Origin of the sequence: Citricoccus sp. NR2 (assembly GCF_027594385.1) — a bacterium.
In the GTDB taxonomy this organism is placed as follows: Bacteria; Actinomycetota; Actinomycetes; order Actinomycetales; family Micrococcaceae; genus CmP2.
Window position 1 is genome coordinate 2,976,331 of the sequence record NZ_CP115154.1, and the last position, 13,527, is coordinate 2,989,857.

A 13,527-nucleotide genomic window follows, 5' to 3' on the forward strand; every position below is an offset into this window, starting at 1 on the left:
CGCCAGGTTACTCCACCGTGGCGTCGTTCGCGGAAGCGTACTCCTCTGCGGTGAGCAGCGGGCCCACCTCGGACACCTCCACGGTGAATAGCCAACCGGAGCCGTAAGGTTGCTCGTTGATAGAGGCAGGGTTGTCGACGGCGTCATCGTTGATGGACGCGACGGTGCCGGTGACCGGAGAATACAGATCCGAGACGGACTTGGTGGACTCGATCTCGCCGCAGGTCTCGCCCGCGGTCACGGTGTCACCCACTTCGGGCAGGTCGACGTAGACAATTTCGCCGAGCTGATCGGTGGCCACCGCAGTAACGCCGACCTTCACGGTGCCTTCGGTGGCGTCCACCCACTCATGTTCGGCTGAGTAGTGCAGGGATGAAGGAACAACGGGCATAGTGATTCTCCTCACAAATGATGCTGGTGATTAACGAGTGTAGAAGGGGAGCTGGACCACGCGGAACGGGTGGGCCTTGCCCCGGATGTCCACGGTGAGCTCGGTGTCGGGCTCGACCCCGGCGGCCGCCTCGGTGGAGACGTAACCGAGGGCGATCGGGTACCCCAGAGTGGGCGAGGGCAACCCGGAGGTTACCTCGCCGGCGGACTCACCGTTGATCAGGATCGCACTGCCCGGACGGGCCGCGCGCCGCTCCAGGCCTTGGAGTCCGATGAGGCGCCACGCGCTGGGTTGGTCTCGTAGCGGCTCGAGCGCTGACCGACCCGGGAAGTCCTCGGTTTTCTTGAAGGACACCACGGGTCCCAGTCCGGCGTCGAAGGGGGTGCGGTCGCGGCTGAGCTCGTTGCCGTACAGCGGCATGCCTGCTTCCAGGCGCAACGAGTCGCGCGCGGCCAGCCCACACGGGATGAGCTGATCGGCTTCACCGACGGCGAGCAGCGCATCCCACAGCTGAGACGGCACGGCCTCGGCGTCGGCGCCAGCCTCGGTAGCCCGCGGGTGGGCCGGGTCGAGGATGAGCTCGAATCCATCCTCACCGGTGTAGCCGGTGCGGGCCACCAGCACGGGGAAGGTGACGTCGGAGGGTTCGCCGGCCGCATTCACGGAGACAGCAAGGTCCAGCTCGAGGGCCGCGTAATAGCGCAGCTCGGCCAGGGCCTGATGGTCCGCCTCGGACGTGAGCAACCGGGCAACGATCTGCTCGGAGGCCGGGCCCTGCACCGCCAGCAGCGAGGTGCGGGCGGTGGCGTCGTCGAGGGTAACGTCGAAGTTCCCGGAATCCACGAGTACGCGCTGCAGCTCGGCGGTGACAGCCTCAGCGTTGCCGGCGTTAGGAACCACCAGGTAGCGGTCCTCGGCCAGGCGGTAGACGATGAGATCGTCGATGATGCCGCCGTCCTCGTCGAGCGACAGCGAATACTTGGCCTTGCCGACCTTGATAACGGCGAGGTTGCCGGCCAGCACCGAGTTCAGCCCGGTAGCGGCGTCGGGTCCGGTCACCCACACTTCACCCATGTGGGAGAGGTCGAAGAGCCCGGCTGCGGTGCGCACGGCTTCGTGCTCGGCAAGCTCGGAGGCGTAACGCAGCGGCATGTCCCAGCCACCGAAGTCGGTGAAACGCGCGCCCGCGGCTTCGTGGGCGGCGTGCAGCGCGGTGCGGCGCAGTTCGGTCGTCATGGTCAGTTCTCCTCGTCTTCGGCGGACACAGTCTCGAAGGCTTCCGGCGGCGGGCAGGCACACACCAGGTTGCGGTCGCCTGCAGCTTGGTTCACGCGTCCGACCGGGGCGAAGTACTTGTCCTGGCGCAGGCTGGCCACCGGGAAGGCGCCCTGCTCGCGGGTGTAGGGGCGGTCCCAGTCGCTGGTGATCACCGCGGCCGCGGTGTGCGGGGCGCGGCGCAGCGGGGACTCTTCCATGGCGTGGGCGCCGTCGATGACCTGCTGGATCTCGTCGCGGATCACGGCCATGGCCTCGATGAAGCGCTCCATCTCGGCCAGGTCCTCAGACTCGGTGGGCTCCACCATCAACGTGCCGGCCACCGGGAACGCCATGGTGGGGGCGTGGAATCCGAAGTCGATGAGGCGCTTGGCGACGTCGTCCACGGTGACGCCGGACTGCGCGGAGAGCTCCCGCAGGTCCAGGATGCACTCATGGGCGACCAGCCCGGCCGCACCGGTGTAGAGGATCGGGTAGTGCTCGGAGAGCCGGCGCGCCAGGTAGTTGGCATTCAGGATGGCGGTGCCGGTGGCCTTGGTCAGGCCTTCCCCACCCATGAGCGCAATGTAGGCCCAGGAGATCGGCAGCACGCCCGCCGAACCAAACACGGTGGCGGTCACGGGGGCACCCAGGCGGGTGGCGGCGTCGTCCTGACCGGTGGCGTCACCGGGCAGGTACGGCAACAGGTGCTCGCCTACGCCGATCGGACCCACGCCCGGGCCACCGCCGCCGTGCGGGATGCAGAAGGTCTTGTGCAGGTTCAGGTGGGACACATCACCGCCGAACTCGCCGGGCTGGGCCAGTCCGACCAGGGCGTTGAGGTTTGCACCGTCGATGTACACCTGGCCGCCGGCGGCGTGGATCTTGTCGCACACCTGGCGCACATCACCCTCGTACACGCCGTGCGTGGAGGGGTAGGTGATCATGATCGCGGCCAATTCCGCACCGTGCTTGTCGATCTTCGCGTCGAGATCCTCAGCGTCGATGGTGCCGTCTTCGGCGGTTTTGACGACGACGACGGACATCCCGGCCAACACAGCCGAGGCAGCATTGGTGCCGTGGGCCGAAGCCGGGATCAGGCAGATGGTGCGCTGGCGGTCGCCGTTGGCGTCGTGGTAGCGGCGGATCGCCAGCAGACCGGCGTATTCGCCCTGGGAGCCGGCGTTGGGCTGCACCGAGATCCCGGCGTAACCGGTGATCGCCACCAGCTTGGCTTCCAGATCGTCGATCAGCTCGCGCCAGCCCTGCGCCTGGGATGCCGGAACGTAGGGGTGGATAGACGCGAACTCGGGCCAGGTAATGGATTCCATCTCCACGGCGGAGTTCAGCTTCATGGTGCATGAGCCCAGCGGGATCATGGTGCGGTCCAGGGCGAGGTCACGGTCCGAGAGGGTGCGCAGGTAGCGCATCATCTGGGTCTCGGAGGTGATGGAGTGAAAGATCGGGTGGGTGAGGTAGTCCGAGGTGCGGCGCAACGCCTCCGGAATCGCGGAAGACTCGCCGTCGGACTCCCCTGCCGCCAGCTCCACACCGAAGACGTCGGCCAGCGTGGACAGGTGCGCCTCGGTGGTGGTTTCGTCCGCGGAGATGCCGATGCGGTCTGCGGCGAAGCGGCGCACGTTGATGCCGGCGGCTTCGGCGTCGTCGAAGACCTGCTGTGCGGAGGTCTCATCCTTCAGCTCGACGACGATCGTGTCAAAGAAGCTCTGCGAGGCCAGCGTGTATCCGCCCGTGGTCAGCGTGGCGGCCAGACGGCTGACCTGTCGGTGGGCGTGCTGTGCGATCCGCTTCAGGCCGGAGGGGCCGTGGTACACGGCGTAGAGTCCGGCGCAGATGGCCAGCAGTGCCTGGGCGGTGCAGATGTTGGAGGTGGCCTTCTCGCGGCGGATGTGCTGCTCGCGTGTCTGCAGGGCCAGGCGATAAGCCGGACGGCCCACGTCATCGGTGGAGACACCCACCAAGCGACCGGGCATGGAGCGCTCCAGGCCCTTGGACACAGCCATGTAGGCGGCGTGCGGGCCACCATAGAACAGCGGCACACCGAAGCGCTGGGTGGAGCCCACCGCAATATCGGCGCCCTGCTCCCCCGGTGCCTGAATCAGGGTCAGGGCCAGCAGGTCGGCGATCACGGTGATCATGCCGCCGAGTCCCTTCACCTGGGCGAAGAGTGCGGTGTGGTCCACCAGGGAGCCGTCATTGGCGGGCTGCTGGACGACGATGCCGCACAGTCCCACGTCGTTGATCTCGGTCAGCAGCTCGTCGCTGAGCCCGACAGACAGATCGACCACGCGGGTCTGGGCTTCCACCGCCCGGGAGCGGGTCTCGATGACGGCGAGGTTCTGTGGGAACGTGTTGGCGTCCACCAGGATCAGCCCATCGGCCTTGCGCTTGTTGGCGCGGCGCATCATCAGCACGGCTTCAGCAGCGGCGGAGGCTTCATCGAGCAGGGAGGCGTTGGCGATGGGCAGGGCGGTCAGGTCCATCACCATGGTTTGGAAGTTCAGCAGGGCTTCGAGGCGCCCCTGGGAGATTTCCGGCTGGTACGGAGTGTACGCCGTGTACCACGCCGGGTTTTCCACCACATTGCGACGGATCACGGCGGGCGTGACGGTGTCGTAGAAGCCCTGCCCGATCATCTGGGTGCGCTGGATGTTGCGGGAGGCCATCCGGCGCAGCTCGCCGAGGACCTCGGTCTCATTCGCGGCCGGCAGGTCCAGGGGTGTGCTCTGGCGGATGGACTTCGGAATGGCGGTGTCGATGAGCGCCTCGAGGCTGTCGTAGCCGAGGGTCTGCAACATCATGGTCGCGTCATCGGGTGTGGGACCGATATGGCGGTCGGTGAACGGGGCCGAAGGCACGGTCTGAGTCATGATCGAAACTCTCCAGGGATCTGTCGGATCGGTTGCAACGGTGCGTACGACGACGAGGCCACGCCGTCTCAGCGAGTCACTGATCCTCCCCACCCTGTTGAATAACCTGAGAGTTTGACCGGGTCGCGTGTTTACGCAGGACCGGCTTGCACCGTCGGTGAGTCGTGTCCGTTTCCGAACGCAACTGCTTTTCAGAGGTGCCTCGTGATGGCGGTACGGAGACCTGAGAGTTTCCCGGGGAGGGGTTGCTCCTTCGGTGCCCGCCCCTGGTGTGGTGCGGAGCTCTCCCACCATCCGTCAGCGGCGCGGTTGTCGAATGTGAGGTTCGACAACCCCTTCCAGAGTACCCGAAATCCGGGTGCGTGGTCTCTCAGGCGTGCGGATGGCCGGGTGCGTGCGGCATCTCGGCCAACGGACGACCAATGTCCCCGGCGATCATCCAATCGGGAGTCTCGCTCGATTCCGGCCACTGAGGGCGGCGTACGGGCACACCGGCTTCTTCAGCAATGAGTGCCCCGGCCGCCCAGTCATACTCCTGCGTCCCGTACTCGGCATAAGCGTCCAAGGTGCCGTCGGCCACCATGCACAAATCCAGCGCCGCCGAGCCGATCCGGCGCAAGTCTCCGAATTCTGCCAGCAACTCCGAGAGGACCCCGATCTGGAAGCGGCGCCGTTCCGCGTCGTAGCCGAATCCGCTGGCCAACAGTCGACCGGACCGTCCCAGAATCGGCCCGCTCAAAAGCTGCGGCTCAGCCGGGTGGCTGGCAATGCCCACCATCTCATCGGCGCCTGGAGTCTCGGCGATACCGAACGCGCCGTTGCCCCGAGAGGCGTACCAGATCCGTCCCAGGGCTGGAGCGACGACGGCGCCGGCCAGCCAGTCCCCGTCCGGTCCAGCAACGGCCACGGACGTGCAATAGTGCGGGACTCCCCGAATGAAGTTCGTGGTCCCGTCCAGGGGGTCGATCGACCATCGATAACCGGTCGGATTCTCCGGACGCGTCGAGCCGTATTCCTCGCCGTAGATTTCGTCGTTCGGCCGGTATCCGGTAATAACCCTGCGCACGCTCTCTTCGGCCTGGCGGTCGAAATCTGTCACCCAGTCCGAGCCCGACGACTTGGTCTCCGCGCCCAGGTCAGATTGCTGCAGGGGCAGCACCGTACGCGGTCGCGACGCGAGCACGTCGGCCCCGGCGCGCGCCGCGGCCCGCGCCACCGTCAGCAGCGTGGACAGTGCCGGTGTGTTGGCAGTTGGGGCGTCGGAAGACGGAGTCATGGCTGAGTTCCTCCAGAACAGGGCGAAAACGGGCAGGATGTGCAATATCGCCATCCACTTCGTGGCTCAGTCTACTGATCTCAAGGCATCCAGTTCGGAGTGACCGTTGAGCGCAGATAGCTGGTGTACCAGCGAATGCCTAGATGGAAGGCATTCTGACGTCGTCGAACGCCTACCTGAAGACAGGTTCCGGCGTGGCACAAGCTGGTTCTGAGGCTGCTGCGAATTCTGGCCGGTGGATCAAGCTCACCAAAGATTCCTCACAGAATCTGAAACTCGGCACTGCGATGAAAGGCTCCTCAGACGGACTCAGTCGAGCCATCGTGACCGGAGACAAGGGCAAGATCACGAATATTCTCGAATACGTGAATCCCAGTTCCGCAGGACCTATCCTCACCAACCCGGCGATTCTTTCTGGGGCCGCAGGAATCATGGCGCAGTTTGCCATGCAACAAACGATGGACGAGATCACCGACTATCTACAGACCATCGACGAGAAGGTTGACGATATTCTGCGGGCTCAGAAGGACGCCCAGATTTCTCAACTGATCGGTGTCGGCTCGACCGTGGACAGTGTCATGACGCAGCGCGAACACACGAATCGTGTGTCGGATGTCATGTGGTCCAAGGTCCAAGGTGCTTCAGAGACGGTTGCAACGGTCCAGGGATATGCGTTGCGCCAACTCGATGCTTTAGCCGAGAAGCTAGAAAAGAAACAACACCGCGTCGGAGAATTAGCGGATGTCGCAAGTACAGCGACCGGTTCCGTTGAAGAATGGCTGGCCATTCTTGCTCGTTGCTTTCAACTCTACGATGCCCTAGCCATCTTGGAACTAGACCGAGTCATGGATGCAGAACCGGCAGAGCTTGAAAGCTACCGCAAGGGACTCAAAGCCGCACGGGATCGACGTCGCACACAGATCGCTGGCACCACCGGCAAATTGCTCGCCCGAATCGACGCGGTTGCGAAGACAGCGAACGACAAGACCTTATTGCGTCCGTTCAAAGCCGGTGGCGCCGTTCGTTCCAGCAACGAGGTCGCAACCGACATCATCATCTTTAACGAACGCATCGGAATCGATTCATCCCGCGACGACATCGCGGCGAAGCGATGGGTGGCAGCCGTCGCCGAGGCACGTGATAAGACCTTCGAAACAGGCAGCGAGGGCGTTGATGCCGTTCGTCGCTTCGGAGTCAGAACCTTCGGGAGTGCGAAGGCGGCAAAAGGTCGCTTGAATCGAGCCATCTCAGACCGGATCGCACAACGTCGGTCGGACAAAGAAGACGGGAAATCAACCGATCTGGATTTAGAGCCCGGGCAGTAAGCAACGCAGTTGTCGCAATTCTTGCGACAACTGGCGAGTGCGCTTCAAAGCGTTGCAGTCGTTGAGAAACTGAACTTGTAAGAAATCCTGACAGGTTGCTTCGCTCACAACCGTCTATACCGACCCTTCGTCCACGCCACTAGGACCGTTCTTCAGCAACGCGGTGAAACCGTCTTCGTCGAGCACGGTGAGTCCCAGCGATTCTGCTTTGTCGAGCTTGGAACCGGCGTTCTCACCAGCGACCACGAAGTCGGTCTTCTTCGACACCGACCCCGAGGCTTTACCGCCGCGGGAGATGATCGCTTCCTTCGCCGAGTCGCGGGTGTAGTTCTGCAACGACCCCGTGACCACGACGGTCAGTCCCTCGAGCGTCTTGGCGACGGATTCATCCATCTCGTCTTCCATCCGGACCCCGGCCGCGGCCCAGCGCTCAACGGTGGTGCGATTGACCTCGTCACGGAACCATTCGGACACGGCGTCGGCGATCGTCGGGCCCACGCCGTCGACGTCGGACAGTCGCTGGCGGCCGTTCTCCGCATCCAGGGCGGTGGCCTGCAGCTGCGGCAGGGAGCCGAAGGCACCGGCGAGCGCGCGAGCGGCGGTGGGGCCCACGTGGCGGATGGACAGTGCCACCAGCACGCGCCACAGCGGCTGGGACTTGGCCTTCTCCAGCTCGTCGAAGAGCTTCACCGTATTGGCGGTGGGCTTTGAAGGGGTCTTAGCGGTGGCCTTGGTGTAGAAGTACGGCACCAGCTCCCATTTTCCGGTGCCCTGGCCTTTGCTACGCTTCTCCCGCCAGACGCGCACTTCCGCGAGGCGCTGCTTGAGCTCCTCGTCGCCGTCAGCGGCCAGGTCGAAGAGCTGCGCATCGGCGGTGATGACGCCCTCACCAGCGGGCTGGACGTGTCCATGATTCTCGGCTGGGTCCTCTCCCGGGCCGTTAGTGAGCCAGGTAGCGGCTTCCTCCCCCAGCGCCTCGATGTCGAAGGCGCCGCGGGATCCTGCGTGCTCGATGCGCCCGGTGAGCTGCGCCGGGCAGCGGTGGGCGTTGAGGCAGCGAAGGTCGACGTCGCCTTCTTTGGCTGGCGCCAACGGTTCACCACATGACGGACAGTGGGTGGGCATCACGAAGTCGCGCAGTTCGCCGTCGCGTTCATGCTGTTCGCGCAGGGGCAGCACCGGTCCCACGATTTCGGGGATGACGTCTCCGGCTTTGCGCAGCACGACGGTGTCGCCGATCTTGACGTTCTTAGCCCGCACCACGTCCTGGTTGTGCAGAGTAGCCATCGAGACCGTAGACCCGGCCACCAGCACGGGCTCCATCACGGCGTACGGCGTCACTCGCCCGGTCCGTCCGACGTTGACCTTGATGTCGAGCAGCCGGGTGTGCACTTCTTCCGGCGGGTACTTGTAGGCGACCGCCCAGCGTGGGGTGCGGGAGGTGTGACCGAGCTGGGCCTGGAGGCCGAAATCGTCGACCTTGATGACGATGCCGTCGATCTCGTGGATCAGGTCGTGGCGCTGCTCTCCGCGCTCAGCAATGAAGTTCAAGAGCTTGGCCAGTGGCGCTGAGGATTCCGGCTCGATGTCGGTGTCGCCGGGCACCAACAAGCTGTAGGGGCTGGTGGGCAGCCCCCAGGCGGCCAGCTGTTCGTACGCCTCGTGTTGAGAGCCGACGCTCAGCCCCTGCTGAGCGCCAATGCCGTGGACGAACATGGTGAGCGGTCGCTGAGCGGTTTGCTCCGGGTCCTTCTGTCGCAGGGAGCCAGCCGCAGCATTGCGCGGGTTGGCGAAGGGCGGCAGCCCGGCTTCGGCGCGCTGGGCGTTGAAGTCGCGGAAGTCCTGGGTGCGCATGAAAATCTCACCGCGCACTTCCACCTCGGCGGGGATGTCTTCCCCGGTGAGGGTGGTGGGGATGTCTTTGATGGTGAGCACGTTGTGGGTGACGTCTTCACCGGTGACGCCGTCTCCACGGGTGGCGGCGCGCACGAGTTCACCGTCGCGGTAGAGGAGATTGATCGCGAGCCCGTCGATTTTGACTTCGGCCAACCAACTGGGCTTCACGCCAGGGCGGATCTGCTGCAGGGAGCCGGCGGCACGATGGAACCAGGTGCGCAGCTCGTCCAGGGAGAAGACGTCCTCCAGCGAGTACATCCGAGCCAAGTGTTCCACGGGGGCGAACGCGGAGGACACATCGCCGCCGACTTCTTGGGTGGGCGAATCGTTGGAGACGATCTCCGGGTGCAGCGCCTCGAGGTCTTCGAGACGGCGGAAGAGGTTGTCGAATTCGGCGTCGGAAATCTCCGGGGCGTCATTCTGGTAGTACGCGGTGCGATGGTGGCGGACCTCTTCCATCAGCTGCTCGTAATTTTCGCGCAACTGCTGGTCGGGAATGTCCTGCTCGCGGGGTGTGGAGATCGACTCGTTCGTGTTCTCGGTGCTCACCCGTCCCAGCTTAGCGCGGATGTCTCGACGGTGATCCGCGGCAAAGTCGCGTCATCCTCGTCGATCGTGGTCTACTGAACCACGACCTCGCACCACCACCGCCAGGAGTCCACCATGTCCTCCCCAGACCAACCCGCACAGACTGCGCAGGAGACCGCTACCGCAGCGGCGCGCTGGAACCGTTTCGACAGCAGCTGGACCATCAGCTTGTTTGGCACGGCGGTGGGGGCCGGAATCCTGTTCCTCCCGATGAACGCTGGGCTGGGAGGATTCTGGCCGCTGTTGGTGGCGACCCTGCTGATCGGTCCGATGACGTATTTCTCCCACCGCGGGCTGTCACGGATGGTGGTGGCCTCGCCGAATCCGGATCAGGACATTACCGGGGTGGTCCGCGATTATTTCGGCGAGAATGCCGGACGTCTGGTCACCGTGTTGTACTTTTTGGCCATCTACCCGATTGTGTTGATCTACGGGGTCGGGATCACCAACACGGTGGACTCGCTGATGGTGAATCAGCTGGGGATGGAGCCGTGGCCACGCTGGCTGTTGGCGGCCGTGCTGGTGCTGGCCATGTCCGTCGTCATGTTGGCCGGGCAGCGGGTGATGCTGGTGGTCACCCAGTGGATCGTCTACCCGCTGATCGTGGTGCTCTTTGCCGTCACCCTGCTGTTGATCCCCTTCTGGAGCTTCGATGGGTTCGGGGCGTTCCCGGCGATCGGAGATTTCTCCATGGCGCTGTGGCTGATGCTTCCGGTCCTGATCTTCTCGTTCAACCATTCCCCGGCCATCTCGCAATTCTCGGTGGCACTGCGGTCCCGCTACGGTCACGCCGCCGCTGACAAAGCATCCTCCGTTCTGAGGGTGACCGCGGTGATGCTGGTGCTGTTCACCATGGGGTTTGTGTGGTCGTGCGTGCTGGCGCTGGGTCCAGATGGCTTGCAGGCGGCGAAAGACGCCAACATCCCGGTGCTCTCTCATCTGGCCAATGAGATGGGCATCCCGCTGATCGCGTGGTTGGGTCCTGCGGTGGCCATCACTGCTATCGCTTCCTCGTTCTTCGGCCACTGGCTAGGTGCGGCCGAAGGCGCTGCGGGCGTCGTGACCACCATGGTGGACCGCCGCGGCAGGTTCACGGAACGCGGCGTGCGCATCGGGGTGAGCGTGTTCTTGATCGTCACGACCTGGCTGGCCGGGGTGCTGAATCCCAGCATCCTCTCGCTCATCGAATCACTCGCCGGGCCGGTCATTGCAGCGGTGCTGTACCTGATGCCGATGTACGCCATTCATAAGGTGCCTGCGCTAAAGCGCTTCCGTGGTGCGGCGTCGAACGTGTTTGTGGTGATCGCCGGAATCGTGGCGGTGGGCGGTATCCTGCTCAGCTTCTTCAGCTGAGAATCTCGACGATGATCACGGTGATGTTATCGCGGCCGCCGGCCTCGTTGGCCTGATCCACCAGGTCGTGAGCGATCGCGTCGAGGTCGTCACCGGAGGATATGGCCCAGGCGAGGTCGTCGTCGGAGACTTCGTTGGTCAGCCCATCCGAGCACAGCAGGAACCGATCACCGGGTTCGGGACGTAGCACGGCCACGTCGGCAGCGATGTGGGGGCTGGTGCCTACGGCCCGGGTGATCACGTTGCGATCAGGGTGGGTCCGGGCTTCTTCGGCGGTGATGATGCCGCGGTTGACGAGTTCCTGCACCGCAGAGTGATCCTCGGTGATCTGCACCATCTGATCCGCGGCAGCCTGGTACCAATAGGCGCGGGAGTCACCGATATTGGCGACGGCGAGCGCGTGCTCTCCGGCGGGGTCGTCGTGCCGGATGCCCGCCAGCATGGTCAGGGTGGTCCCGGCTCGACCTTGTCCGGCTACCAGCACCGAGGTATTAGCAGAGCCGATCATCGAGCGCAGCGCCTCCAGGTCCATGTGCTGGGGTGGGTCGGCCGCGATCATGTCTTGGCGCATTTCGCGCAGCGCCTGCACGCAGCTGCTGGAGGCTACTTCCCCGGCGTCGTGTCCGCCCATGCCGTCGGCCACAGCGAAGAGGTCGTCCATAACGAGCAGGGAGTCTTCGTTGAGCTCGCGACGCAGGCCCACATCGGTGGCAGCACCGGCGCGATACCGATAAATCTGCGAGGTCATCAGTCGACCTGCAACCCTTCGCCGGAGCCACGCAGCAGCATGGAGGGACGGATCTCTCCGAATCCGCGCACGCTGCGCGGGGGCTGCGGGATGAGCAGATAGCGCTCGTCTTGGCTCAGGGTGTTTGCAGTCAGCTGGTCTACTAGCACGGTGCCGGGGTCGGCGATGGAGGTCAGCCGTGCGGCAAGGTTCACGGTGGGCCCGTAAATATCCCCCAGGCGGGAGAGCACTCGACCCCAGACCAGCGACACTCGAGCGGACGGCAGCACCGGATCTTCGGACATCGACTTAGCCAGAGCCAGGGAGATTTCGGCGCCGGCTTCGGGGGTCTCCGCGTTGAAGAGCACTTCGTCGCCCACGGTCTTCACCAGGCGGCCGCCGCCCACCGAGATGATCTCGGCGCACTTGGACTCGAAACGCTGCACCATCTGGGCCAGGGTGCGCTCGGACATCTGGCGCGACAGGGAGGTGTAGGAGACCATATCGGCGAATCCGACGGCGCGGGCCAGGGGCAGCGGGGCGTCGTCTTCGGTACCGTCGCGCCCGGCTTCGGAGGCATCCAGGCCAGCCTGGACACGCACCGTCAGTCGCTGCAGTGCGGCATTGAGCTGGCGCCGGTAAGAGTAGGTGAGCACTTCCTCCATGGTCTCCATGACCTGGGGAATCAGCTTCACTACCTCCCGGCGGGCCTCCGGGTCGCTGAAACGCTGGGAGCTGATCTTGTCTTCGACCAGCGCCTCGATCTGCCAGACGACCATGCGGTCGGTCATCTGTCCGATGGAGCGGGCCACCGAAATGGCAGTTTCCTCATTGAGGACGTCGCGGCGCACCAGGTCGATCACGCCGGACATGGCGTCAACGTCCTGATCAGTGAACACGCGCTCGTGCTCACCGACGTTCGGGAAGCCCAGGGCGCGCCAGAGTTTGCGGGCCGAGACCAGGGAGACGCCGAGCCGGTTGGCCAGGTCGCGGCGGGTCAGCAGGCGCGGGCCGCCGATGAGCTCCTCGTCCAGCACTCGGATGGCCTGAGTCCAGGTGGCCGGGTCCTCGGCCTGAGCCAGTTCTTCAGCGACCTTGCGAATGTCGGCCGGCTGAGGATCGACGTCGGGTGAGCTCGCCCCGGGTGGGGTGGTCGGCACCACGGGCAGCGGAGCCGTCGGATGCGGGTCGCGCGGCACGGCTACGTCGTCTGCGTCGTCGTGTGACTCGGTCATCGTCTCACCCCCGGATCAGAGCTGTGGTCGTGGAAATTTTGATATGAAGCGGGGCCGTTCGGCGCGACTCCTGGGTAACCATATCCGTAGCGGGCCCGCACGGAGTAGAGCTCAGCTTCGAGCAGCTGGGTGAATCGTTGAATTTCGGGGAGGTTGCGCAGCGTCCACACGTGGCCGGAATAGGACCACAGTTGCAGGTCCCCCCGGCGAGCCCACCGTTGGCGCCGGCTCTGGCGCATCTGCACGCGCTCGATCGCTTCCAGGGTCAGCCAGCGACGTTGTACCCTGAGCCACCCGATACGCTGCGACACTCGAAGCGTGGTCAGGTAAGTGACCCGGGTCAGCCAACGCCACAGCGGGCGCACGGCACCGAAGAACAGCAGCAGCCCCAGCACAAGATAACCGGTGATCTGCCAGGCACCGCGGTAATCACTCACCCAAAACGGCAGATCAGGACGGGAGAGGTACCCCTGCCAGATGCCCGCGGCCAAACAGAGCACGATTAACCAGATGGCCGGCTTCAACAGCCCGCGGGCGTGCGTCCGGGTGCGCACACGGACCTGCTCGCCCGGCTGCAGACGATGCGCCATG

Annotated in this window: 10 protein-coding genes and 1 riboswitch; of the genes, 2 read left to right on the forward strand and 8 right to left on the reverse strand. The window is 64.7% G+C overall.

The window, feature by feature from the left end:
- Positions 1–7: 7 nt before the first annotated feature.
- The 4 genes from gcvH to O1A05_RS14015 all read right to left on the reverse strand — a co-directional run bounded on the left by gcvH (position 8) and on the right by O1A05_RS14015 (position 5,812).
- Positions 8–391, reverse strand: a complete 384-nt coding sequence (gene gcvH, locus O1A05_RS14000; RefSeq protein WP_270105831.1) for a glycine cleavage system protein GcvH — start codon at positions 389–391, stop codon at positions 8–10.
- 30 nt (positions 392–421) lie between these two features.
- A complete protein-coding gene (gene gcvT / locus O1A05_RS14005) occupies positions 422–1,627 on the reverse strand; it encodes a glycine cleavage system aminomethyltransferase GcvT (protein WP_270105832.1) in 1,206 nt (401 codons plus the stop codon).
- Positions 1,628–1,629: 2 nt separating this feature from the next.
- Positions 1,630–4,536, reverse strand: coding sequence for an aminomethyl-transferring glycine dehydrogenase (gene gcvP, locus O1A05_RS14010; RefSeq protein ID WP_270105833.1), 2,907 nt, complete (start codon positions 4,534–4,536; stop codon positions 1,630–1,632).
- A 201-nt stretch (positions 4,537–4,737) separates the two neighbouring features.
- Positions 4,738–4,836: riboswitch (glycine riboswitch) on the reverse strand.
- A 70-nt stretch (positions 4,837–4,906) separates the two neighbouring features.
- Positions 4,907–5,812, reverse strand: a complete 906-nt coding sequence (locus tag O1A05_RS14015) for an inositol monophosphatase family protein (RefSeq protein WP_270105834.1) — start codon at positions 5,810–5,812, stop codon at positions 4,907–4,909.
- Between the two features lie 143 nt (positions 5,813–5,955).
- On the opposite strand from O1A05_RS14015, the gene O1A05_RS14020 reads away from it, so the two are divergent.
- Positions 5,956–7,137 (forward strand): hypothetical protein, encoded by a 1,182-nt coding sequence (locus O1A05_RS14020; protein ID WP_270105835.1) that lies wholly within the window; start codon positions 5,956–5,958, stop codon positions 7,135–7,137.
- A gap of 114 nt (positions 7,138–7,251) precedes the next feature.
- Here O1A05_RS14020 and ligA read toward each other — a convergent pair whose 3' ends face one another.
- Positions 7,252–9,582: an NAD-dependent DNA ligase LigA gene (ligA, locus tag O1A05_RS14025; protein WP_270105836.1), complete on the reverse strand. Its 2,331-nt coding sequence runs from the start codon at positions 9,580–9,582 to the stop codon at positions 7,252–7,254.
- 114 nt (positions 9,583–9,696) lie between these two features.
- On the opposite strand from ligA, the gene O1A05_RS14030 reads away from it, so the two are divergent.
- Positions 9,697–10,974 (forward strand): amino acid permease, encoded by a 1,278-nt coding sequence (locus tag O1A05_RS14030; RefSeq protein ID WP_270105837.1) that lies wholly within the window; start codon positions 9,697–9,699, stop codon positions 10,972–10,974.
- Here the strand turns inward: O1A05_RS14030 and O1A05_RS14035 are convergent.
- Genes O1A05_RS14035 through O1A05_RS14045 form a run of 3 tightly spaced genes read right to left on the reverse strand, consistent with a single transcriptional unit; the run spans position 10,967 to position 13,526 of the window.
- Positions 10,967–11,722 carry a protein phosphatase 2C domain-containing protein gene (locus O1A05_RS14035; protein WP_270105838.1) on the reverse strand — a complete coding sequence of 252 codons (756 nt, stop codon included), beginning with the start codon at positions 11,720–11,722 and terminating at the stop codon, positions 10,967–10,969. The two genes, O1A05_RS14030 and O1A05_RS14035, sit on opposite strands and share 8 nt — an antisense overlap.
- Positions 11,722–12,936, reverse strand: coding sequence for an adenylate/guanylate cyclase domain-containing protein (locus O1A05_RS14040; protein ID WP_270105839.1), 1,215 nt, complete (start codon positions 12,934–12,936; stop codon positions 11,722–11,724). Before O1A05_RS14040 ends, O1A05_RS14035 begins: the two co-directional genes overlap by 1 nt.
- Positions 12,933–13,526, reverse strand: coding sequence for a PH domain-containing protein (locus O1A05_RS14045; RefSeq protein WP_270105840.1), 594 nt, complete (start codon positions 13,524–13,526; stop codon positions 12,933–12,935). Before O1A05_RS14045 ends, O1A05_RS14040 begins: the two co-directional genes overlap by 4 nt.
- Between the last annotated feature and the right edge of the window lies 1 nt (position 13,527).

Excerpts from the sequence above, each read along its gene's own strand:
- gcvH (WP_270105831.1), bottom strand. The coding sequence starts at position 391 with ATGCCCGTTGTTCCTTCATCCCTGCACTACTCAGCCGAACATGAGTGG.
- gcvT (WP_270105832.1), bottom strand. The coding sequence starts at position 1,627 with ATGACGACCGAACTGCGCCGCACCGCGCTGCACGCCGCCCACGAAGCC.
- O1A05_RS14045 (WP_270105840.1), bottom strand. The coding sequence starts at position 13,526 with ATGGCGCATCGTCTGCAGCCGGGCGAGCAGGTCCGTGTGCGCACCCGG.
- gcvP (WP_270105833.1), bottom strand. The coding sequence starts at position 4,536 with ATGACTCAGACCGTGCCTTCGGCCCCGTTCACCGACCGCCATATCGGT.
- O1A05_RS14035 (WP_270105838.1), bottom strand. The coding sequence starts at position 11,722 with ATGACCTCGCAGATTTATCGGTATCGCGCCGGTGCTGCCACCGATGTG.
- O1A05_RS14040 (WP_270105839.1), bottom strand. The coding sequence starts at position 12,936 with ATGACCGAGTCACACGACGACGCAGACGACGTAGCCGTGCCGCGCGAC.
- O1A05_RS14020 (WP_270105835.1), top strand. The coding sequence starts at position 5,956 with ATGGAAGGCATTCTGACGTCGTCGAACGCCTACCTGAAGACAGGTTCC.
- O1A05_RS14030 (WP_270105837.1), top strand. The coding sequence starts at position 9,697 with ATGTCCTCCCCAGACCAACCCGCACAGACTGCGCAGGAGACCGCTACC.
- O1A05_RS14015 (WP_270105834.1), bottom strand. The coding sequence starts at position 5,812 with ATGACTCCGTCTTCCGACGCCCCAACTGCCAACACACCGGCACTGTCC.